The following is a 23,011-nucleotide window of genomic DNA, read 5'->3' on the forward strand; positions in this document are numbered from 1 at the left end:
TTTCACCGGTCAGGGCCCGAACCTGGGTCTTGGGTGCTGTGGGCTCCCCCGCAAGGATTCGAACCTTGTCCTGCTGGTACCAAAAACCAGTGTGCTGCCAGTTACACCACGGGGGAACAGCGCTTCAGACCTTACCCGAGACGTGCCTCAGCCTGGGCCACGATTCCGTTCCACCAGCCATCGATGCGGTTGTACAAGTGGGCGCTTCGGGCAACCCCGATGACCATGCACCCGTGGTAGTCGTCCCCGGTGTTCTTGCGGACTGTTTTCGGGTTGTGCCTCTTCAGGGTCGGCTTGGCGAAGACCGATGTGTCGATGTCGGCTACAGCCGCCCAGAAGCTGTGGGCCCTGTCGACGTCCGCCGACTCGTGGATGAGCAGCCGGAAGGTCAGGCGCTCGCGATCCACCCCCAGCAGGTCCAGCCAAGCCAGGTAGGTCTTGATCACGCCGGGGTCGCTGTTGACGAAGATCGCGCGTTCGCGGCGGTCGTATGGCTTGCTCTTCGAGCCTTCTGCCCAGTAGAGCGCGATGCCCACCATGAAGAGTTCGCGATCGGTGAGTTCGCTGATCTCTCGGAGCGCAGCCATCTTCGTCTCCTCGCGCTTGTCCCTCTCCGCGGCTCGGCGCCTTGCCAGGCCCTCTCGCATGAGCGCGCGTTGCTCTTCTGGGGTGTACCGGGGCTCGGGCTTCGGAAGGTCCCGGACCCACAGTGAAACCGAGCTCCTCGAGCAGCCCAGCTCCGCTTCGATCTGGTCGTACGTCCAGCCTTGGAGCCGTAGATCCCGGGCCTTCGCCCGCAGGTCGTCCTTCGCGTTAGGGCGCTTGGTCCACTCCGGCGGCGGTTCCCCCTTCACGAGCTGGTTGAGGATGTCGTTGTTGAAGATCTTCAGCTCGTCCCGGATCCGCCGGAGGCTGTAGCCGGCCCGGCGCAGTGCGACCGCCCGCTCCCGCAGGTTCTCGAAGTCGGCGTATTTGCTGGATGAATGTGCCATGGGCATACCGTCCGGCCGGAATGAGCGATTCCGGGGTCGAACGGGAAGGGTTCACCAGTTCGAGTGATTCTGGTGGGTTTCGAGGGTGTTCGGTTACCGGTCGCGGTGTGTGGAGGTCGGCGAAAGTCACCGGAAAAGGCGCAGGCGTCGCCCGTAGGCTGGAGGTATGACCACGACGGGGGAAGAGCACGCCAGGGCCGGGACCGGGCCGTGGTGGTGGACCAGGTGGCGCAGCGCGGTGCTGGACGGGTGTCTGGCGCTGGTGTCGGCCGTGGAGTGCGGTGCGGAGGGTGTGCCGTTCGCGCGGGACGCGGGCATTCCGGTGGCGGTGGGGATCGTCTTCGGGGTGGTCGCGGGGTCCGTGCTGCTGGTGCGGCGGAAGTGGCCGATCGCGGTGGTGCTGGTCGCCATCGCGATCACGCCGGCGCAGATGGGGTTCCTGCTGGGGATCGTGGGCCTGTACACGCTGGCGGCGTGTGAGGTGCCGCGCCGGATCATCGGTGCGCTGGCGGGGATGTCGCTGGTGGGCACGGCGGTGGTGACGTTCGTGCGGGTGCGCCAGGGGATGGCGCGGGGCGATCTGACGCTGGGGGACTGGTTCGTGCCGTTCGCGGCGGTGACGACGGCGCTGGGTCTGACGGCGCCGCCGGTGCTGCTGGGGCTGTATGTGGGGGCGCGGCGGCGGTTGATGGAGAGCCTGAGGGAGCGGGCGGACAGTCTGGAGCGGGAGCTTCAGTTGCTGGCCGAGCGGGCGGAGGAGCGGGCCGAGTGGGCGCGGAACGAGGAGCGGACGCGGATCGCTCGGGAGATGCATGACGTGGTCGCGCACCGGGTGAGTCTGATGGTGGTGCATGCGGCGGCGTTGCAGGCGGTGGCGCGGAAGGATCCGGAGAAGGCGGTGCGCAATGCCGCGCTGGTGGGGGACATGGGCCGGCAGGCGTTGACGGAGCTGCGGCAGATGCTGGGGGTGCTGCGGGCGGGGGAGGATCCGGTGCGGCGTGGGTCGGGGGTGCCGTTGGCGGCGGTGCGGGAGGCGGCTGCGGTCGCGGCGTCGCGGGCGGGGGAGGAGGAGGGGCCGTCGTTGTCGGAGCTGGAGGAGCTGATCGGGCAGTCGGCTGCGGCGGGGATGGTCGTGGATCTGTCGGTGGAGGGGGAGGCGCGGTCGTATGCGGCGGCGGTGGAGCAGACGGCGTACCGGGTGGTGCAGGAGGCGTTGACGAACGTCCACAAGCATGCGGCGGGTGCGAAGACGCATGTGCGGTTGGCGCACCGGGTGTCGGAGATCGCGATGCAGGTGGAGAACGAGCCGCCGCCGGAGCCGGCGTCGGCGTCGGCGGCGGGGTTGCCGTCGGGTGGGAACGGCCTGGTGGGGATGCGTGAGCGGGTCGTGGCGCTGGGCGGTGTGTTCGTGTCGGGGCCGACGGATGCGGGGGGTTTCCGGGTGTCGGCGGTGATTCCGGCGGCGTAGGGGCCGGGGTCAGCCGGCGGTGAGGCGTACGGGCTGGATGCCGGTGATGAGGGTGGTCAGGGCGTGGTCGATGTCGGGGCCGACGTACCAGTCGCCGGTGTGGTCGAGGGTGTAGACGCGGCCTTGGGTGTCGATGGCGAGGACGGCGGCGGTGTCGGTCTCTTCGCCGAGGGGGCAGAGTTCGGTGCCGAGGGCGCGGCCGAGGTCGCCGAGGGTGCGGGCGTGGTGGAGGCCGTGGAGGGGGTCGAGGTGGAGGGCGGCGGGGGCGATCTGGCGGCCGGGGCCGTGGGGGGTGATGGTGAGGCCGCCGAACTCGGCCCAGGCTTCGACGGCCGCGGGGAAGACGGTGTGCCGGTGTCCGGCGGGTGAGGTGTGGTCGCGGAGGGTGTCGGCCCAGATTTCTGCTTGTTTGATGTCCCAGCGTCCGGGTTGCCAGCCGGCGGTGCGCAGGGCGGCGTCGACGGGGACGGGGAAGCGGGGTGGGGTGGACCCGGTTCCGGCGGCGTGTTGGGGGTGGGGTGTGGCGGTGGTGGTGCGGTCGGGGTGCATCTGCCGTTCGTCCGTCTCGTCCGTGTCGTACGCCGTGTCGGCGGGGTGGTCTTTCGGGTGACGGTGGGTTTCAGCCGTCGGTTGCCGTGGGGTCGACGATGCGGACGCCGAAGTGGGCGCTGAGGGCGGTGCAGGCGCGGCAGGGGGTGGCGAAGCTGCCGTGGAGGGGGTCGCCGTCCTCGCGTATGCGGCGGGCGGTGAGTTTGGCGTGTTTGAGGGCTTTGCGGGCTTCGCCGTTGGTCATGGGTTTGCGGGCGGCGCGTTTGCTGCGGGCGGCGTCGGCGGCGGTGAGGTGGCGGGAGATGAGGATGGTTTCGGCGCAGCGGCCGGTGAAGCGGTCGCGTTGGGCGCTGGTGAGGGTGTCGAGGAAATCCTGGACGAGGGGGTGGAGGGCCGGGGGCTGGTCGCCGCGGGCGGCGGTGCCGGTGAGGGTGGCGCCGCGGACGGAGAGGGCGGCGGCGACGGTGGGCAGGATGCCGTCGCGGCGGTGGCGGAGGGTGGGGGCGGGGGGTGTGTCGGTGCTGCTCCAGCCGATGCGTGGGTCGCCGGCCCGCACGTCCGTACCTCCGGTTCGCAAGGTGTTCATGATCGTTGTTCCCTCCCCGGGCATCCCCCCGAAGGACACAGGGTGCCAAATGCCGTGGCTGGTGCGGAAGCTGGGGCGGTGCGACACGCCCGGGTCGGGGGTGGTGGTCACGGTGGGGTGACGGCTGGTCACGGTGTGCGGAGGGGTGGTTCCGGCGGGGGTGCGGTGGGCCGGTGACCGGGGTGGGCGTACCGCATAGGCTGTCGGCGTTCGCGATCGACACCGCCGTTCAGGCCAGAGATGACGCCGCAGGGGGCTACCGCCATGACGACAGGTCGGCTCGGGCAGCAAGCCGCGCCGCCGAACGCGGCTTATGCCGGGCAGGTCGTGCACTTTCCGGATCCGGTGCGGGCGGCGCGTCACCCGAGAGGGGTACGGGTCGATGAGCGTGGTTACCCGGATTTCTCTCCGTACGCGCGTGTGGCGGTGGAGATCGCCGAGCCGCCGGAGGGTTTCGGTGTCGACGAGTTGCGGCTGACGGACTATGTGTCGGCGAACGCGGCGTTGGCGGCGGCGGGGCACGAGTTGTGGGACACGGTGCCGGATGTGGCGACGCCGCACGGCTGGACGTGGCATCACGTGGCGGGGACGCGGCGGCTGGAGCTGGTTCCGGTCGAGGTGAAGGCGTTGCTGCGGCATCACGGTGGGGTGGCGACGGCGCCGGTGGACCACGGCAAGCGGGGCACGCGGCCGTTGCAGGAGACGCGGCCGGCGCATTTCGGGCTGCCGAAGTCGGGTGTGGCGGTGTCGGAGGCGCAGGTGCAGGGCGTCGAGGAGGACTTGGGTTACCGGCTTCCGGGGGCGTATCGCTCGTTCCTGAAGGCGGCGGGCGGGTGTGCGCCGGTGGGCACGGCGCTGGACGCGGAGCTGGGTCTGCTGCTGGACCAGCCGTTCTTCACGGTGCGGGACGAGGCGGCGGTCAACGACCTGGTGTATGTGAACAAGTGTCTGCGCGACCATCTGACGAAGGATTACCTCGGGGTGGCGTTCGTGCAGGGCGGGTTGCTCGCGGTGAAGGTGAAGGGCGAGCGGCCGGGTTCGGTGTGGTTCTGCGCGTACGACGATGTGCGGGACGTGGATCCGTCGTGGTCGCCGGCGGAGCGGGTGGAGCGTCTGCTGCTGCCGTGCGGTGACGATTTCGACGCCTTTCTGTCGCGGCTGGCGGGGAATCCGCCGGAGTTGGAGACGGTGGCGCATCTGATGGTCGACGGTGGTTTCGCGCGGGTCGTTCCGGTGTCGTCCGGCGCGGTGGGGGAGTGAGCTTCAGGCGATGGTGACCTACGCGCAGGCGCAGGAGCGCGCCGAGGAGTGGATCAACGGCGATGTGCCGGCGTACCAGCATCGTGAGGTGCGGGTGCGGGAGTTCGAGCTGGGTTTCGTGGTGTGGGGCGAGGACCGGGCGGAGGGCCCGCGTTCGGACGCGGGTGCGCAGCGGCTGGTGATCGCCCGGGACAGCGGGGAGGCCACGCTGTGGCCCGCTCTGCCGGTGGGTGAGGTGATCCGCCGGTACGAGGAGGAGTACGGCGGTGCCGGTGAGCCGCAGGACGCGGTTCCGGCGCCGGCGGCGGCCCGGGTGGACCTGAATCAGACGTCGTTCCTGCTGACGCCTCCGGAGTGGTTGCAGGAGGCGGCGGACAAGCTGGGCATCGGGGAGCGGGGGGCGCAGGGCGGGGGTGATCCCGGTGCCGGTGCGGATTCGTCCGGTGCGGGGTCGTCTTCGGCTGGTGCGGGGTCGTCCGGGGCCGGTTCGGGTGTCGCCGGTGGGGCTTCGTCCGGTGGGGCGGGGCTCGCGCAGACGCAGGCGGGGGCGCCGGTGGGGGCCTCCGCAGGGGCCGGTGCTTCCGGCGCTTCCGGTCCGCAGGCCTCCGGTGGGGCGCAGGGTGGGCCGGGTGCGCCGGTTCCTGCGGATGCGCCTCCTGCCGCGGACGCGCCTCCGGTGGCGGACACGCCGGTGGGGGCGACGCCCTGGGCCGGTACGGACACCAACGCGGATGCGGGTGAGGACGACCGTTCGGTGCCGTTGCCGGCGACGGTGTTCGCGCCGCCGCTGAGCGATGCGGACGAGGCTCCGCGGCCGCCGGCCGGTGCGCCGGACGCCAAGACGGCGCTGATGTCGGGGGGCAGCCAGTTGCCGCCGACGGCGGTCGCTCCAGCCCTTGATTCCCCGCAGGCGCCGGGCGCGCCGGGGGCCGTGCAGGGCGGTACTCCTCCGCCCGGTGCGGCGCCGTACGGCTATCCGCAGCAGCCGGCGGTGCCCGGTACGCCTGCGCCGGGTGTACCCGCGTACCCGTCGGCGCCCGGAACGCCGCCGCCCGTGGCTCCCGGTGCGCCGCAGGGCAGCACGCCCCCGGGTGTGCCGACGTACGGCTATCCGCCGGGTCCCGGTGCCGCGCAGGGTGCTCCGGGTTACGGCGATCCGCAGGCGCCGGGCGGTGCGCCGCAGCCTCCGGCGGACGCCGGTGGGCCGGGGCGGCGGCTCGCGCCGAACGCGGGGGACATCGCGGATGCCGCGACGAGCAAGGCCGCGCCGCCGCCGAAGAAGTCGCGCGGTGGTGTGGGTGCGCCGCCTCCGCCGCCGGGGGCCCCTGGTACGCCGGGCGTGCGCCCGGGCAGCGCGCCGCCGCCCGCGCCGGGTGCGCCTGGCGGCGGGTATGTGCCGACGCAGCTCGTGTCGTCGCTCGGGCCGGAGGGCCCCGGGGGGCAGGGCGTGCCGGGCGCGGACGGCTCGCAGGCACCGGGCGCGCCGAACGCTGCGGGCGCCCCCCATCCGCCGGCCGCCGCTCCGGGTGATGTGCACCATGCCGAGACGGTGTTCGCCGACCCCGGCCGGCTTGGTGGTGGCCCGCAGGCCCCTGGCGCCGTGGGTGCGCCGGGTGTTCCCGGTGCGCCGGGTGCGCAGAGTGGCCCTGGCGCGCAGAGTGCTCCGGGCGCCCCGGGCATGCCGCAACCGCCCGGCGCTCCTGCGGCCCCGGGCGCCCCGGGCATGCCTCCTGCGCCGGGCGCCCCGCAGCCTCCGGGTGCTCCTCCGGTTCCCGGCGCCCCGCAGCATCCGGGCGTCCCCGCCGGTCCCGGCACTCCCGGCGCGCCCCAGCTTCCGGGCGCCCCTCGCGGCCCGCAGCCCCCGGGCGCACCCGCGGCTCCCGGCGCCCCCGGCGCTCCGGCCGGTGCCGTGCATCACGCGGAGACCGTGCTGGCCGGGCCCCCGGTGACCGGTCCGGGCGCGCCTCCGCCGCCGTCCGTCCCCGGCGCGCCCCCGCCGCCGCCCGCCCCCGGCGTGCTCGGTGTGCCGGGCGCCCCCGGCATGCCGCCGGGCGTTCCGGGCGGGCCGCAGCCGATGCCGCCGGGTGCGATGCCGCCGCCTGGCGCGCCCGCGCCGGGGCAGGCGCCGGCGTACGGGTATCCGCAGCAGGGGCAGCCGACGGTGGGCCCCGGCTATCAGGCGGTGCTGCGCTACCGGGCGCAGGACGGTTCGGAGCAGCAGCTGATCCGGCGTTCGGCGCCGGGCACGCCGCACCCGGAGTGGCAGATCTTCCACGAGCTGCGGGCGATGAACGTGCCGCCGGACCAGGTGCTGGAGCTGCACACCGAGCTGGAGTCGTGCGAGCTGCCGGGCGCGTACTGTGCGCGGATGATCCGCGAGCAGTGGCCGCAGGCGCGGATCACGAGCATCGCGCCGTACGGCACGGATCACGCGAGCCGGCAGCAGGGCATGCAGCAACTGCTCGCACACCAGGGCGAGTTGCACCAGGTGGCGGACGGGCCTGCGCGGCCCGCGCCGGTGCGGGCGCCGCTGCCGCCGGTGCAGGCCGCGCCGCCGGTGCCGCCGGAGGGCATCGCGCAGGAGCTGGCGGCGGCGTTCGGGCCGGGGATCTTCCGGTTCGAGCAGCAGGCGGTGTCGCGGCAGGGTGTGCCGCCGATCGTGGCGCACACGCTGGTGGTGGCCGGTCTGCCGGTGGACATGGGCCCGTTCTTCTGGGCGCAGGCCCAGCCGGGCCGGCCGGTGCCGACGCTGGCGGAGCTGGCGGCCGAGCGCGGGGTGCAGCCGGCGGCTGACGCGGGTTCGTACCTGGTGATGGGCACCGACTTCGGCAAGGCGATCTGTGTGCAGTACGGCACGGCGAGCATCGTGGCCGTGCCGGTGGAGGCGGGGCCGGGCGGTGCTCCGGTGCCGCCGCAGTTCGTGAACACCGGGCTGCCGGAGTTCGCGCGCTGCCTGGCCCTGCTGGGCCGGATGTGGCGGCTGAGGTTCGGGCTGAACCAGGAGCAGGCGGGCCGCTGGACCGTCGACTTCCAGGCGCAGCTGGCCGCGCTGGACCCGGCGGCGCTGGGTTCGCCGGAGAACTGGTGGTCGGTGCTGCTGGAGCAGATGTGGGACGGGCTGCTGTAGCCGGGGCCGGCCGCGGCTGAGCGGATCGTGCCCTTCACGCGCGCGTGGAGGGCACGATCGGGGAGTCGGTGGGGCCGAACGGGTGGGCGTCGCCGCTCCTCGTCCGCCGTGCGGGAGCGGTCCGGTGACGAACCGTTGCCCGGTCGCCGCCGCGGAGGCGGGCGTGCTGGGCGCCGGTGTGCCCGGCGCGGGCCGATCCCGGTGTGTGGGATTCCTGGTGTTCCCAGCGTGACGTGACTGCGGAGTGTCGCGTTATGAACACTTATGTCCGATCCATCAAGATGTGCGCGGAATCATCCTGTCGTGTACGTCCGGTGGAGAGGGGTTCCCAGGGTGGGCAGCGCATCGATGTCGCCGCACGGCTTCGTGACGGTCCGGGGACGCGGCTACCGCCCCGAGCAGGTCGACGCCTTCCTGGCACGGCTGTCGGACGACCGCGACGCCGCCTGGGAGCGGGCCGCGCGGCTGACCGTGCTCGCCAAGAACATGGAGGCGGAGGCGGCGCGGCTGCGGGAGACCGTCGACCGGCTCCCGCCGCAGACGTACGAGTCGCTCGGGGAAGGCGCGCACCGGCTGTTCCAGCGGGTGCTGGAGGAGGCGGCGGACCTGCGCGAGCGCGCGCGGCGGGAAGCGCACCAGCACGTCGAGGACGCGCGGGCGTACGCCGACCGGGTACGGCGGGAGGCGCAGGAGGCGGCGGACGCGCTCCGCGCGGAGGCCGACGAACACGCCCGCCGTCGGCTCGAGGCCGCGCGCGCCGAGGCCGACGGCCTGCGCACCGGCACCCGGCGCGCGGTGCGGGAGGGTCGCTCGGCGGTGCTCGCCGAGGTGCGCGGGGCGCGGCAGCGCGCCGCCGGGATGCTCGCCGCGCAGTCCCGGGAGCTGGCCGAGCGGTGGGCCGGGGCCGAGCGCGAGGCGGCCGGGCGGGCCGCCGCGCTCCAGGCCCGGCTCGACGAGCGCATCAGCCGCGCCGAGGCCGGACTGTCCGACGCCGAGCGGGCCCTGGCGGAGGCCGAGGAGTACGCGCGACGCAGCCAGGAGGAGGCGCCCGTGCGTGCCGCCGCGATCATCGCCGAGGCGCGCGTGCGCGAGGAACGCATCGCCCTGGAGACGGAGCAGGTGCTGCGCGCGCACGGCGAGGCCTGGGACGTCGTACGCGCGCACATGGATCACGCGCGCAGCAGGCTGCACGCCCTGACGAGCCGGGCGGCCCCGGAGTGATCCGCCGCGCCGGTCAGCCGCCCCTGCGCACCGCGCCCGCCAGGATCCAGCCCTCCACCGCCTCGTACTGGCGCCGCTGCTGTTCCGCCTTGGCGCGGCCGGAGACGACCGTGCCGAGCCAGCCGAAGAGGAAGCCGGCCGGGATGGAGACGATGCCGGTGGTGGTGAACGGGAACCAGTTGAAGTCGGCGTGCGGGAAGGCCGAGACGGGGGAGCCGGACACCAGCTTGGTGCCCGGCATGAGCAGCAGCACGGTCAGGCTGCCGCCGATCAGCGTGGCCAGCAGGCCGCTGCGGGTGTAGCGGCGCCAGAAGAGCCCGTACACCAGGGCGGGCGCGATGGCGGAGGCGCCCAGGCAGAAGGAGAGCGTCACCAGGGGCTGCAGGCTGTGGTGCTGCACCAGAGTGGCGAGCAGGATCGTCGGCACCCCTATGGCGAGCGCCGAGACGCGGGCGAGGGCCATCTCCCGCCGGGCCGGCATCTCCTCGACGCGGGCCGCGAACACGTCGTGGGCGAGGGAGTTGGCGCAGGCCAGGATCATCCCGGCGACCGAGGCGAGCAGGGTCAGGAAGAGCGCCGTCGTCACCATGGTGAACAGGAACGTCTCGGCCGTGGACACGTCGGCGCCGAACACCGCCCGCGAGCCGAGCAGGTAGGCGGTGTTGCCCTGCGGGTCGGCGCCGGCGATCACGGTGCGGCCGACCAGCGCCGTGGCGCCGAACCCGACCACCGTGATGACGAGCACGAACAGGGCGACGATGGACACCGCCCAGGACATCGAGCGGCGCACCTGGGGGGCGCTGGAGGCGGTGTACATGCGCATGGTGATGTGCGGCAGGCAGGCGCCGCCGAGGACCACGGTCAGCTCGGAGGCGACCATGTCGAGACGGGACGTGCCGGAGGTGCCGAACTCCAGGCCGGAGTGCAGGAAGGCCGGCCCGGCGCCGCTGTTGCCGGCGGCCGCGGTGAACAGGGCGCCCGGGTCCCAGTCGAAGCGGTGCAGGACCAGCAGGGCGATCACGGAGCCCGAGCCGACCAGCATCACGATCTTCAGGATCTGGATGAGCGCGGTGCCCTTCATGCCGCCGATCGCCGCGTAGGCGATCATCAGGGCGCCGAGGCCGACGACGCACGCGGTCTTCAGGGACGCGTCGGTGAAGCCCAGGATGAACGCCATCAGCTGCCCGGTCCCGGCGAGCTGGACCAGCATCAGCGGCAGCAGCGCGGCGATGGTCACCGCGCAGGCCGTGATGCGCACGCAGCGGCCGGGCAGCCGGCGGGCGAGCGCGTCGCCCATGGTGAACCGGCCCGCGTTGCGCAGCGGTTCGGCCAGCAGGAACATCAGCAGCATCAGCGACAGCGCCGTGCTCAGCGCGAGGACGACGCCGTCGTAGCCGCACAGGGCGATCACTCCGCCGGTGCCGAGGACGGTGGCCGCGGAGATGTAGTCGCCGGCGATCGCCAGGCCGTTGCGCAGCGGGGACAGGGAGCTGTAGCCGGTGTAGAACTCGTCGAGGTCGTCGCGGTCGGGGCCGGCCATCACGCACAGCAGCAGCGTGACGGTGGCGACGGTGGAGAAGGCGACCAGCGACATCGACTGGGCGGAGCCGCTGAACCCGGTGAAGCCTCCCGGGGCGGGTGTGGCTGCGGCGGTCATCGGAGCGCTCCTCGGCGTGCGTTCAGTTCGGCTTCCTTGCGGATGCGGTCCGCGAGCGGATCGACGTGCCGGCGGGCGGTGTGCTCGTACAGGGCGATCGCCAGCCAGGTGACCGGCAGTTGGGCCACGGCGAGCAGCAGGCCGGCGGGGATGCCGTCGGCGACCGTGCGGGTCATCACGCCGGGCGCGCAGGCGGACAGGACCAGGAACAGGGTGAAGTAGCCGAGCGCGGTGAGGGTGGCGGTGCGCCGCTGCCAGCGGTAGGCGCTGCGCAGCACCCTCAGGTCGCTGTGGTGGCCGACGGGTTCGCGGTCGGCCCGCCGCTCCGGGCGGGGCGGCGGCGGGGGAGCGGGCTGCCAGGGGTAGGTGAGGTGGGGCGGGCCGTAGGGGGCGGGGGGCCGGTCGTGGGCAGGCGGGAAGGGGGCGGGATACGGCTGGAGCGGGTCGTACGACGGGTGCGGCGGGTCCTGTGACATCCCGGGGCTCCTTGCGCGGCTCGGGTCCGTGGCGGCGGACCGCAGGGAGGTGGGGGGTGCGGAGCCACGCACGCTACTCGCGGGTGGGGTGCCGCGCGGCGTTTTCACCGAACTGGCCGGTCGGTATGCGCTTACTACGCGCAGGGCGGCCCCCACCTGGGGTGTTACCCGCGTTAACCCGCCGTTTTCGGTGGGCCGTTCACTCGTCGCGCACCGGAAACCGGCGCGGCGCCACCGCCAGCAGCACCACGAAGGCGAGCGCCGCCGCGGCGGCCGCGCCGAGGTACACCGCGTGCACGGCGTCGGCGATCGCGCGCCGGGTCGCCTCCGGTGCCGTACCGGCGTCCAGCGCGCGCGTGACGGAGTCCAGATCGCCCGCCCCGCCCAGCCGCGCGGCCAGCACGCCGTTGGCGACGGCGCCGAACAGCGAGGCGCCCAGGGTCTGTCCGGTCTGCCGGCAGAACAGCACCGACGCGGTCGTGGTGCCCCGCTCCGACCAGCCCACCGTCGACTGCACCCCGACGATCAGCGGCAGCTGGAACAGCCCGAGCGCGCCGCCCAGCAGCAGCATCAGCAGCGTCGGCTGCCACCAGGAGCCGGGATACGGCAGGAGCGGGAACGCGCCCAGGATCAGCGCGGCCAGGCCGATGCCGAGCAGCGCGGTGTCGCGGAAGCCGATGCGGCGGTAGACGTGCTGGCTGAGCGCCGCCGACACCGGCCAGGACAGCGTCCACACCGACAGCACGAAACCGGCGGCCACGGGCGCGAGTCCGAGCACCGACTGCGCGTACGTCGGCAGGAACACGCTCGGCGCCACCATCAGCAGCCCCAGCGCGCCCAGCGCCAGGTTGACGGCCGCGATCGTACGCCGCCGCCACACCCAGCCGGGGATGATCGGCTGCGCCGCCCACCGCTCCACCGCGACCACCACGACCGCCAGCGCGAGTCCCGTGCCGAACAGCGTCAGCGACGGCGCCGACAGCCACGGCCAGGCGACCCCGCCCTGCACCAGCGCGGTCAGCAGCACCCCGCCGCAGGCGAACACCGCGAGCGCGCCGGCCCAGTCCACGCGCGCGTGGCGGCCGTTCTCCGGCTTCTCCCGCGCCGGTTCGTGCAGATGACGGACGATCAGCCACAGCGCGGCGGCGCCGATCGGCAGGTTGACCAGGAAGATCCAGCGCCAGCCCGCGTACGCGGCGAGCAGCCCGCCGAGCCCCGGCCCGGCCACCGCCGACACCGCCCACACCGTGGACAGCTTGGACTGGATCTTCGGGCGCTGCGCCAGCGGGTACAGATCGGCGGCCAGCGTCTGCACGGTGCCCTGCAACGCCCCGCCGCCCAGGCCCTGCACGATCCGGAACGCGATCAGCGCCGCCATGTTCCAGGCGCCCGCGCACAGCAGCGAGCCGGCCAGGAACACGGCCGCGCCCGTCACCAGCACCGGCTTGCGGCCGAAGGTGTCCGACAGCTTGCCGTAGACGGGGAGCGTGACGGTCACGGCGAGCAGATAGCCGGAGAAGAGCCAGGAGAACACCGAGAAACCGCCGAGGTCGCCGACGATCTGCGGTACGGCCGTGGAGACGACGGTGGCGTCCAGCGCGGCCAGTGCCATCGCCAGCATCAGCGCGGCGACGACGGCGCCCCGGCGCCGGGTGCCCTGCCCGTCGACGGCGCCGCCGCGTATCGCGGGTGTCGTACTCCCCACCGTGGAACCCCTCCCCGTGCCCCTTGCACCTATCTCCGGTACGACAGCTTCCCATTGACTCTCACGCGGCGGCAGGGTGGAGGCTCTGCGCACCGAGGGGTGGAGGCGACCCCGAGACGAATCTCCGCCCGGGGGTGGAGGACCCCTAGGGGTCCCTCCGTACCACGGCTCGGGGAGGGGTCGTCCCGGCGGAGGACGTGCGGGGGCGAGCGCGGTCCTTAACCTGGCTTTACGCCGCTGGGGGGCGGCTGACCGCACCGGCGGGGTGGGGTTTTCCCCCGCGAGAGAGGGGGCTTCGCACCAGCGCGCGAGGACCCCGCCGGCCGCGAGACTCGACGCGTACCCAAGAACGGCGCTCCGGCACACCGGCGCGCACCTGACCGACTTGTCGACCGACATAGGAGACATACCGTGACATCGGCTGTGACCATTCCCGGGCACGGGGGCGATTCGGAAGGTGCGGCGCGAAGCGCCTCGATGAGGGGCGCTGGCCGGGTCGCGGGAGGGAGTACGGCCGTTGCCGCGCGGGCGCGGCAGGTCGTGAAGGCGTACGGGTCCGGCGAGACCCGTGTCGTCGCCCTCGACCACGTCGACGTGGACATCGCACGGGGCCAGTTCACCGCCATCATGGGCCCCTCGGGGTCCGGCAAGTCCACGCTGATGCACTGCCTCGCCGGCCTCGACACGGTGACGAGCGGCCGGATCTACCTGGACGAGACCGAGATCACCGGCCTGAAGGACAAGAAGCTCACCCGGCTGCGCCGGGACCGGATCGGCTTCATCTTCCAGGCGTTCAACCTGCTGCCCACGCTGAACGCCATCGAGAACATCACGCTGCCCATGGACATCGCGGGCCGCAAGCCGGACAAGGCCTGGCTGGACCGCGTGGTGGAGACCGTCGGACTCGCCGGACGCCTCAAGCACCGGCCGGCCCAGCTCTCCGGCGGCCAGCAGCAGCGCGTCGCCGTGGCCCGCGCGCTCGCCGCCCGCCCGGAGATCATCTTCGGCGACGAGCCCACCGGAAACCTCGACTCGCGCGCCGGCGCCGAAGTCCTCGGCTTCCTGCGCCGCTCGGTGGACGAACTCGGCCAGACGATCGTGATGGTCACCCACGACCCCGTCGCCGCCTCCTACGCCGACCGCGTGCTCTACCTCGCCGACGGCCGGATCGTCGACGAGATGTACCAGCCGACGGCCGATCAGGTCCTGGACCGCATGAAGGACTTCGACGCCCGGGGGCGCACGTCATGACCGTCCTGAAGACCTCGCTGCGCAACTTCTTCGCCCACAAGGGCCGGATGGCGCTCTCGGCGATCGCGGTCCTGCTGTCGGTGGCGTTCGTGTGCGGCACCCTGGTGTTCACCGACACCATGAACACCACCTTCGACAAGCTCTTCCAGGCCACGTCCGCGGACGTGACGGTCAGCGCGAAGGGCTCCTCCGACACCGGCGAGACCACCTCCCGCACCGGCAAGCCGCCGGTCATGCCGGCCTCCGTCGTCGGCGCCGTCCGCGGCGCCCGGGGCGTGGCGAAGGCCGAGGGCACCGTGTTCTCCACCACGGTCACCGTCATCGACGCCAAGAAGGACAAGCTCTCGCCCACCAGCGGCGCGCCGACCATCGTCGGCAGCTGGAACGGCAACGACGCCCGCACCATGAAGATCGTCTCCGGTGCGGCGCCCAAGGGCCCCGGCCAGGTCATGGTCGACGAGGACACCGCCGACAAGCACCACCTGAAGCTGGGCGACGACATCGGGATGATCTCGGTCGTCGGCACCCACCACGCGCGCGTGTCCGGCATCGCCGCCTTCCAGGTGACCAACCCCGGCGCGGCCATCTTCTACCTGGACACCAGGACCGCCCAGCAGACCCTGGTCGGCCGCACCGGCGTCTACACCAACGTCAACGTCACCGCCGCCAAGGGCGTCAGCGACGCGCGGCTGAAGCAGAACGTGACCGCCGCCCTCGGCCACGGCTACAAGGTGCAGACCGCCAAGGAGGTCGCCGACGCCAACCAGAAGAGCGTCGAGAGCTTCCTGAACGTGATGAAGTACGCGATGCTCGGCTTCGCCGGGATCGCCTTCCTCGTCGGCATCTTCCTGATCATCAACACCTTCTCCATGCTGGTCGCCCAGCGCACCCGCGAGATCGGCCTGATGCGCGCCATCGGCTCCTCCCGCAAGCAGGTCAACCGCTCCGTGCTGATCGAGGCGCTGCTGCTCGGCGTGATCGGCTCGGTGCTCGGGGTCGGCGCGGGCGTCGGCATCGCCGTCGGCCTGATGCACCTCATGGGCAAGATGGGCATGCACCTGTCCACCGACGACCTGACCATCGCCTGGACCACCCCGGCCGTCGGCCTGCTCCTCGGCGTCGTCGTCACCGTCCTCGCCGCCTACCTGCCCGCCCGCCGCGCCGGCAAGGTCTCCCCGATGGCCGCCCTGCGCGACGCCGGCGCCCCCGCCGACGCCAAGGCCGGCGCCGTCCGCGCCGTGATCGGCCTGCTGCTCACCGCCGCCGGCGGCTGGAGCCTGTACGTCGCCGCGACCGCCGACAAGGCCAGGACGGGCTCCGGCTGGCTGGGCCTGGGCGTGGTGACCACGCTGATCGGCTTCGTCGTCATCGGCCCGCTGCTCGCCGCCGGACTGGTCCGGGTCCTCGGCGCGGTCGTCCTGCGCGTGTTCGGGCCCGTCGGCCGCATGGCCGAGCGCAACGCGCTGCGCAACCCGCGCCGCACCGGCGCCACCGGCGCGGCCCTGATGATCGGCCTGGCCCTGGTGGCCTGCCTGTCCGTGGTCGGCTCCTCCATGGTCGCCTCGGCCACCGACCAGCTCGACAAGACCGTCGGCACCGACTTCATCATCCAGGGCGACAACGGCCAGCGCGTCGTCCCGCAGGCGGTCAGGCTCATCAAGGACACCCCCGGCCTCGCCCGGGTCACCGAGTACAAGCCGACCCTGGCCGACTTCACCACCCCCGACGGCCGGACCCTGAAGAACACCGACATCACCGCGGCCGACCGGACCTACGCGACCGACCTGCGCAAGAAGACCGTCGCCGGGAACCTCACGGACGCCTACCTGCCCGACTCGATGTCCGTCCACGAGAAGTTCGCCAAGGCCCACGGCATCCACCTCGGCTCGAAGATCACCGTCGCGTTCAGGGAGGGCTCCACCGCCCACCTGACGGTCCGGGCCATCACCAGCAGCGACGACGTGATCGACCAGGGCGCGATGTACACGTCGATCAGCACGCTGGCGAGGTACGTGCCCGCCGCGAAGATGCCGCTCGACCAGCTGGTCTTCGCCACCGCCGAGCACGGACGGCAGGCCGCGGCCTACAAGTCCCTGAAGTCGGCCCTGCACGACGACTACCCGCAGCTCACCGTGCGCGACCAGACCGACTACAAGAAGGCGCTGAAGGACCAGATCGGCCAGCTCCTGAACATGATCTACGGCCTGCTCGCCCTCGCGATCATCGTCGCCGTCCTCGGCGTCGTGAACACCCTGGCACTGTCGGTGGTCGAGCGGACCCGGGAGATCGGCCTGATGCGGGCGATCGGTCTCTCCCGCCGCCAGCTGCGCCGCATGATCCGCCTGGAGTCCGTGGTGATCGCCCTCTTCGGCGCCATGATCGGCCTCGGCCTGGGCATCGGCTGGGGCGCCACCGCCCAGAAGCTCCTCGCCCTGCAGGGCCTGAAGATCCTGGAGATCCCCTGGCCGACGATCACCACGGTCTTCGTCGCCTCGGCCTTCGTGGGCCTCTTCGCCGCCCTGATCCCGGCGTTCCGGGCCGGCCGGATGAACGTCCTGAACGCGATCGCGACGGACTAGCCGCACAGGCCGGCCCGACGACCACCGCATACGGGGGTTGCGGGGGAGACCCGGTGCCGGGAAGTCACCACGACTTCCCGGCGCCGGGTTTTCGCCGGTCCGCTTCCCGGCCGTTCCCGGCCGGCCGAATCGGGTGGCGGGTGGGCCTGGGCCGGGGCCCAGGGGGCGGAGTCCCCTGGTTGTCCACAGGCCCGACGGCAACCTTGTCGACGTCGTACGCTGGACACCCCCCGGATGCCCACCGCACCGGGCTGCTTGCGTTGCCCACCCCCGGACGGAAACTGCCCCCATGAGCCTGCACGGTCTGCTCGACGCCGTCGTCAAGGACCCCGCCCTCGCGGAAGCGATCTCGGCGGCCGCGGACGGCAACCGCATGCACGTCGACCTCGTCGGCCCCCCGGCGGCCCGCCCCTTCACGGTCGCCGCCCTGGCCCGCGAGGCCGGCCGTACGGTCCTCGCGGTCACGGCGACCGGCCGCGAGGCCGAGGACCTGGCGGCGGCCCTGCGCTCCCTGCTGCCCGAGGCCGGCGTCGTGGAGTACCCCTCCTGGGAGACCCTCCCGCACGAGCGGCTCAGCCCGCGCAGCGACACCGTCGGCCGCCGCCTCGCCGTCCTGCGCCGCCTGGCCCACCCCAACCCCCACGACCCCGGGACCGGCCCGGTCTCCGTCGTCGTGGCCCCCGTGCGCTCCGTGCTGCAGCCGCAGGTCAAGGGCCTCGGCGACCTGGAACCGGTGTCCCTGAGGACCGGGCAGAGCGCCGACCTGGACGATGTCGTCGAAGCCCTCGCGGCCGCCGCCTACGCGCGCGTGGAGCTCGTGGAGAAGCGGGGCGAGTTCGCCGTGCGCGGCGGCATCCTGGACGTCTTCCCGCCCACCGAGGAACACCCCCTGCGCATCGAGTTCTGGGGCGACGACGTCGAGGAGATCCGCTACTTCAAGGTCGCCGACCAGCGCTCCCTCGAAGTCGCCGAGCACGGCCTGTGGGCGCCGCCGTGCCGCGAGCTGCTGCTCACCGACGACGTCCGGGCACGCGCGCGTGCCCTCGCCGAGGAACACCCCGAGCTGGGCGAGCTGCTCGGCAAGATCGCCGAGGGCATCGCCGTCGAGGGCATGGAGTCCCTCGCCCCCGTCCTGGTCGACGACATGGAGCTGCTCCTCGACGTCCTGCCCGCGGGCGCCATGACGGTGGTCTGCGACCCCGAGCGGGTCCGCACGCGGGCCGCCGACCTCGTCGCGACCAGCCAGGAGTTCCTGCAGGCTTCCTGGGCGGCCACCGCCGGCGGCGGCGAGGCCCCCATCGACGTCGGCGCCGCCTCCCTGTGGTCCATCGCCGACGTCCGCGACCGGGCGCGCGAGCTGGGCATGATGTGGTGGTCCGTCTCCCCGTTCGCCGCCGACGAGGAGCTGGACGCGGACACCCTCAAGCTCGGCATGCGCGCGCCCGAGAGCTACCGGGGCGACACCGCCCGGGCCCTCGCCGACACCAAGGGCTGGCTCGCCGACGGCTGGCGCACCGTGTTCGTCACCGAGGGCCACGGCCCGGCCGCCCGCACCGTCGAGGTGCTCGGCAACGAGGGCATCGCCGCCCGCCTGGACGCCGACCTCGGCGAACTGAGCCCCTCGGTGGTGCACGTCTCCTGCGGCTCGATCGAGTACGGCCTGGTGGACCCGGCCCTGAAACTCGCCGTGCTCACCGAGACCGACCTGTCCGGCCAGCGCGCCGCCACCCGCGACGGCGCCCGCATGCCGGCCCGCCGCCGCAAGACCATCGACCCGCTCACCCTGGAGACGGGCGACTACATCGTCCACGAACAGCACGGCGTCGGCCGCTACATCGAGATGGTGCAGCGCACCGTCCAGGGCGCCACCCGCGAGTACCTGGTCGTCGAGTACGCGCCCGCCAAGCGCGGCCAGCCCGGCGACCGCCTCTACATCCCCACCGACCAGCTGGAGCAGATCACCAAGTACGTCGGCGGCGAGGCCCCCACCCTGCACCGGCTCGGCGGCGCCGACTGGACGAAGACCAAGGCACGCGCGAAGAAGGCCGTCAAGGAGATCGCCGCCGACCTGATCAAGCTCTACAGCGCGCGCATGGCCGCCCCCGGCCACGCCTTCGGCGCCGACACGCCCTGGCAGCGCGAACTGGAGGACGCCTTCCCCTACGCCGAGACCCCCGACCAGCTCACCACCATCGCCGAGGTCAAGGAGGACATGGAGAAGTCGGTCCCCATGGACCGCCTGATCTGCGGCGACGTCGGCTACGGCAAGACCGAGATCGCGGTGCGGGCCGCCTTCAAGGCCGTACAGGACGGCAAGCAGGTCGCCGTCCTCGTGCCGACGACCCTGCTGGTGCAGCAGCACTTCGGGACGTTCTCCGAGCGGTACGCGCAGTTCCCGGTCAACGTGAAGGCGCTCTCCCGCTTCCAGACCGACACCGAGGCCAAGGCCGTCCTCGAGGGCCTCAGAGACGGCTCGGTGGACGTCGTCATCGGCACCCACCGCCTGTTCTCCTCCGAGACGAAGTTCAAGGACCTGGGCCTGGTCATCGTCGACGAGGAGCAGCGCTTCGGCGTCGAGCACAAGGAGCAGCTGAAGAAGCTCCGTGCCAACGTCGACGTGCTCACGATGTCCGCGACGCCGATCCCCCGGACCCTCGAGATGGCCGTGACCGGCATCCGCGAGATGTCGACCATCACCACCCCGCCGGAGGAGCGCCACCCGGTCCTCACCTTCGTCGGGCCGTACGAGGAGAAGCAGATCGGCGCCGCCATCCGCCGCGAACTGCTGCGCGAGGGCCAGGTCTTCTACATCCACAACCGCGTCGAGTCCATCGACCGCGCGGCCGCCCGGCTCCGCGAGATCGTTCCCGAGGCGCGCATCGCCACGGCCCACGGCCAGATGTCGGAGTCCGCGCTGGAGCAGGTCGTCGTCGACTTCTGGGAGAAGAAGTTCGACGTCCTCGTCTCGACCACGATCGTCGAGTCCGGCATCGACATCTCCAACGCCAACACCCTGATCGTGGAGCGCGGCGACACCTTCGGCCTGTCCCAGCTGCACCAGCTGCGCGGCCGCGTCGGCCGGGGCCGCGAGCGCGGATACGCCTACTTCCTGTATCCGCCGGAGAAGCCCCTGACGGAGACCGCGCACGAACGGCTCGCCACCATCGCCCAGCACACCGAGATGGGCGCCGGCATGTACGTGGCGATGAAGGACCTGGAGATCCGCGGCGCCGGCAACCTCCTCGGCGGCGAGCAGTCCGGCCACATCGCGGGCGTCGGCTTCGACCTGTACGTCCGCATGGTCGGCGAGGCCGTCGCCGACTACCGGCGCCAGCTGGAGACAGGGGGGCCTTCGGCGGGAGGTGTGGAGGAGGCACCGCTCGAGGTCAAGATCGAGCTGCCCGTCGACGCGCACGTCCCGCACGACTACGCCCCCGGCGAGCGCCTGCGCCTGCAGGCCTACCGCTCCATCGCCTCCGCCAACTCCGAAGAGGACATCAAGGCCGTCCGCGAGGAACTCACCGACCGCTACGGCAAGCTGCCCGAACCGGTGGAGAACCTGCTGCTGGTGGCCGGCCTCAGGATGCTCGCGCGGGCCTGCGGCGTCGGCGAGATCGTGCTCCAGGGCGCCAACATCCGCTTCGCGCCCGTGGAGCTGCGCGAGTCGCAGGAACTGCGGGTCAAGCGGCTCTACCCGGGCACGGTCATCAAGCCGGCCGCACACCAGGTGCTGGTCCCGCGCCCGAAGACCGCGAAGGTCGGCGGCAAGCCCCTGGTCGGCCGCGAACTGCTGGGCTGGGTCGGCGAGTTCCTCGCCTCGGTCCTGGGGTCGTAGAAGACGTCACGGGTGCGGGCCCGCAGAAGGCGGGGCGGCACGGTGCGAGGGGCGCGGGCGGGCGCACACCGGCCCGCGCGCCCCCCGGCACGGCACCGCCGTGCCCCCGTTCCCCGCCCGCCGCCCCGAAGCGCCGCTTTCGTGCCCATCTGCTGTCGGCCGTACGGCGGTTACCGTAAGGGACGGAACGATTCCGCCTGAGTCCGACGGGCGGACCAGGACAGGCAAGGGGGACGTACCGTGACGCGTCTGAGGGGTGGGGCGGTCGCTGCCGTGGTCGTGCTGGTCGCCGTGGCCGGCTGTAGGACGGACAAGGCCGGCGGGTCCTCCGGGTCCGAGCCGACCGGGGGCACCGGAGCCGCCCTGGCCGCCGTCGACTCACTGACCGTCAAAGGCCGAGCGCCCAAGACCGGTTACGCGCGGGAACGATTCGGCACCGCCTGGGCGGACACCGACTCCAACTCCTGCGACACCCGCGACGACATCCTCAAACGGGACCTGAAGGACGTGAAGTTCACCGGCGGCACCTGCAAGGTCTCCTACGGACTGCTCGAGCCCGACCCGTACTCCGGCAAGGAGATCACCTACCGGCGCGGCAGCAGCCAGGTCGACATCGACCACGTCGTCCCCCTCTCCGACGCCTGGCAGAAGGGCGCCAAGTACTGGGACGCCAGCAAGCGCATAGCCCTGGCCAACGACCCCCTCAACCTCATCGCCGTCGACGCGAGCACCAACCGCGGCAAGGGCGACGGCGACGCGGCCACCTGGCTCCCGCCGAACAAGGTCTACCGCTGCACCTACGTCGCCGAGCAGGTCGCGGTGAAGAAGAAGTACGGCCTGTGGGTCACCGCCGCCGAGAAGGCCGCCATGAAGAAGGTCCTCAGCGGCTGCCCCGGCCAGAAACTCCCCACGGGCGGCAACCCCACCAAGGCCCCGGCCCGCTTCCGCGCGCACTGAGCGGATACGCCGTGCAGGCCGAGGCCGGGACAAGTGCGCGGCACTCGCTGCGAGGTGAGCGGGTGCCGCGTTCGTCGACCGCTTCCGTCAGGCGGTCTTGAGGGCCTTCAGGGAGTCCAGGATCCGGGTCGTCACCTTCTTCGCGCTGGCGGCGCCGTTGTCGGAGCCCGCCGTGGACAGCACGGTGATCACCGAGTTTCCGGAGCGCACCGCCAGCAGGGTGGTGCCGTTCTCCCAGGCGCCGCTCGTCAGCGTCATCGTGTAGGCCTCGTCCCCGAGCCCGGCCGTGGACGTCCCGGTGAGCTTCACCTTGGCGTGCGCGTCGGTGTCGGTGAAGGTGGCGCACTCATCGGCCACGGCCTGCATCTGCTTCATCACCGCGGTGGCGGTGGTGCCCTGGAACGCGTCGATCTCCTGGGCGATCTCCTCGGTCTTGCCGTGGTTCACGTAGTCGTTCTGCGCGAACGACACGCCCCCCTTGTAACCGGTCACCTGGATCCAGGACGTGGCCTCCAGCCGGGTGCAGTCCGGCTTCGCCTTGCTGGGGCCGGACGGGTCGAGGAAGGTGCCGCCGGAGTCCGAGGCGCCGTCGGCCTCGGGGGCGAACCCGGCGGGGAAGGCCGACGCCGGCGCCAGCGCCTTCTTCAGCTGCGTACCGGTGGCGAGCCCGGCGTTGGGGTCCTTCGCCTTGCTCGGCGCGGCGCTCGCCCCGCCGGTGTCGGAGGACGAACCGGAGGAACAGGCGGTGAGGGCCAGCGGAAGTGCCGCGACGGCGAGCAGCGTGGCGACACGGGGGGCGAGACGCATGACAGTCCTTCGAGTGCTGAGTTACGGGGATGCGTGTACGGCGTTCCGTACGGCGTCCGGCAGCCGGCTTGGCCGCGCGGGATCGAGCCCGGATGGCGGGGGCCGGTGGGACGTTTCGTTGAGCGGTGCGAAGTGCGCGGTGTGCAGTGCGCAGGGCGCAGTGAGCGGTGTGTGAGGGGAGGCGGGTGTCGCCGAGCGCCGGCTGAGCGGCCGTGAGGCGGGCGGACCGGCTCAGGCCGTCTTCCTCCAGGCGCCGCGGCCGGTGGCGGTGAGGCAGGAGACGCCCGGGCCGGTGCCCTTGGCATGCGCGGGCGCGGCGCCGATGACGGCGGCCCTCACGACGGCCGTCAGAGCCGCCTTGGCTTTCAGGTCCATGGCGAATCCCTCCCCAATGCGGCGGCCTCCCCCTCCGGCGGCCGCCTGTTCGCTGGGTCAATAAGACCACAGCTTGTGAACCGAGTCAACACGGTTCACAGTGCTGGAGCAATGCACGCCGTGAATGCGTGGGTCTTGTGTACGTCGGTATGCTCGGCGCACACAC

The 23,011-nt window shown here is 72.6% G+C and carries 16 protein-coding genes and 1 tRNA gene; 8 read left to right on the forward strand and 9 right to left on the reverse strand.

Annotated features, from left to right (window positions below):
- Positions 1–43: 43 nt before the first annotated feature.
- Together OG956_RS20910 and OG956_RS20915 are read right to left on the reverse strand one after the other, a co-directional pair.
- A tRNA-Gln gene (locus tag OG956_RS20910) sits at positions 44–116 on the reverse strand.
- Positions 117–131: 15 nt separating this feature from the next.
- Positions 132–992, reverse strand: coding sequence for a helix-turn-helix domain-containing protein (locus tag OG956_RS20915; RefSeq protein ID WP_330339516.1), 861 nt, complete (start codon positions 990–992; stop codon positions 132–134).
- A gap of 166 nt (positions 993–1,158) precedes the next feature.
- Between OG956_RS20915 and OG956_RS20920 the strand changes: the two genes are divergently transcribed.
- A complete protein-coding gene (locus tag OG956_RS20920) occupies positions 1,159–2,460 on the forward strand; it encodes a sensor histidine kinase (RefSeq protein ID WP_330339517.1) in 1,302 nt (433 codons plus the stop codon).
- Between the two features lie 9 nt (positions 2,461–2,469).
- Here the strand turns inward: OG956_RS20920 and OG956_RS20925 are convergent, their stop codons facing one another.
- On the reverse strand, positions 2,470–3,009 hold the full coding sequence (locus OG956_RS20925) for an SUKH-3 domain-containing protein (RefSeq protein ID WP_330339518.1): 540 nt from the start codon (positions 3,007–3,009) through the stop codon (positions 2,470–2,472).
- Between the two features lie 70 nt (positions 3,010–3,079).
- Entirely contained in the window at positions 3,080–3,595 is a 516-nt protein-coding gene (locus tag OG956_RS20930) for a YwqJ-related putative deaminase (protein WP_330339519.1), read from the reverse strand.
- A 264-nt stretch (positions 3,596–3,859) separates the two neighbouring features.
- Here OG956_RS20930 and OG956_RS20935 point away from each other — a divergent pair, with 264 nt between their 5' ends.
- The 3 genes from OG956_RS20935 (at position 3,860) to OG956_RS20945 (ending at position 9,203) form a co-directional block, all read left to right on the forward strand.
- Positions 3,860–4,855, forward strand: a complete 996-nt coding sequence (locus tag OG956_RS20935; RefSeq protein ID WP_330339520.1) for an SMI1/KNR4 family protein — start codon at positions 3,860–3,862, stop codon at positions 4,853–4,855.
- A 10-nt stretch (positions 4,856–4,865) separates the two neighbouring features.
- Entirely contained in the window at positions 4,866–7,982 is a 3,117-nt protein-coding gene (locus tag OG956_RS20940; protein ID WP_330339521.1) for an SUKH-4 family immunity protein, read from the forward strand.
- A gap of 333 nt (positions 7,983–8,315) precedes the next feature.
- Positions 8,316–9,203 carry a DivIVA domain-containing protein gene (locus OG956_RS20945; protein WP_443065582.1) on the forward strand — a complete coding sequence of 296 codons (888 nt, stop codon included), beginning with the start codon at positions 8,316–8,318 and terminating at the stop codon, positions 9,201–9,203.
- A 13-nt stretch (positions 9,204–9,216) separates the two neighbouring features.
- On the opposite strand, the gene OG956_RS20950 is transcribed toward OG956_RS20945, so the two are convergent.
- From OG956_RS20950 to OG956_RS20960, 3 genes are all read right to left on the reverse strand, one after another.
- Positions 9,217–10,860: a sodium/solute symporter gene (locus OG956_RS20950; protein ID WP_330339522.1), complete on the reverse strand. Its 1,644-nt coding sequence runs from the start codon at positions 10,858–10,860 to the stop codon at positions 9,217–9,219.
- On the reverse strand, positions 10,857–11,336 hold the full coding sequence (locus OG956_RS20955; protein ID WP_330339523.1) for a DUF485 domain-containing protein: 480 nt from the start codon (positions 11,334–11,336) through the stop codon (positions 10,857–10,859). Before OG956_RS20955 ends, OG956_RS20950 begins: the two co-directional genes overlap by 4 nt.
- 199 nt (positions 11,337–11,535) lie before the next feature.
- A complete protein-coding gene (locus OG956_RS20960) occupies positions 11,536–13,041 on the reverse strand; it encodes an MFS transporter (protein WP_330339524.1) in 1,506 nt (501 codons plus the stop codon).
- Positions 13,042–13,452: 411 nt separating this feature from the next.
- Here OG956_RS20960 and OG956_RS20965 point away from each other — a divergent pair, with 411 nt between their 5' ends.
- From OG956_RS20965 to OG956_RS20980, 4 genes are all read left to right on the forward strand, one after another.
- A complete protein-coding gene (locus OG956_RS20965; protein WP_443065583.1) occupies positions 13,453–14,292 on the forward strand; it encodes an ABC transporter ATP-binding protein in 840 nt (279 codons plus the stop codon).
- A complete protein-coding gene (locus OG956_RS20970) occupies positions 14,289–16,871 on the forward strand; it encodes an ABC transporter permease (protein ID WP_330339526.1) in 2,583 nt (860 codons plus the stop codon). Before OG956_RS20965 ends, OG956_RS20970 begins: the two co-directional genes overlap by 4 nt.
- A gap of 289 nt (positions 16,872–17,160) precedes the next feature.
- Entirely contained in the window at positions 17,161–20,706 is a 3,546-nt protein-coding gene (mfd, locus tag OG956_RS20975) for a transcription-repair coupling factor (RefSeq protein ID WP_330339527.1), read from the forward strand.
- 240 nt (positions 20,707–20,946) lie between these two features.
- Complete coding sequence (locus OG956_RS20980) at positions 20,947–21,663, forward strand: HNH endonuclease family protein (protein WP_330339528.1); 717 nt, start codon at positions 20,947–20,949, stop codon at positions 21,661–21,663.
- A gap of 87 nt (positions 21,664–21,750) precedes the next feature.
- Here OG956_RS20980 and OG956_RS20985 read toward each other — a convergent pair whose 3' ends face one another.
- Positions 21,751–22,470 carry a hypothetical protein gene (locus OG956_RS20985; RefSeq protein WP_330339529.1) on the reverse strand — a complete coding sequence of 240 codons (720 nt, stop codon included), beginning with the start codon at positions 22,468–22,470 and terminating at the stop codon, positions 21,751–21,753.
- Positions 22,471–22,701: 231 nt separating this feature from the next.
- Positions 22,702–22,845 (reverse strand): hypothetical protein, encoded by a 144-nt coding sequence (locus OG956_RS20990; RefSeq protein ID WP_330339530.1) that lies wholly within the window; start codon positions 22,843–22,845, stop codon positions 22,702–22,704.
- Between the last annotated feature and the right edge of the window lie 166 nt (positions 22,846–23,011).

The sequence above is a fragment of the Streptomyces sp. NBC_00557 genome, from assembly GCF_036345995.1.
Lineage (GTDB): Bacteria > Actinomycetota > Actinomycetes > Streptomycetales > Streptomycetaceae > Streptomyces.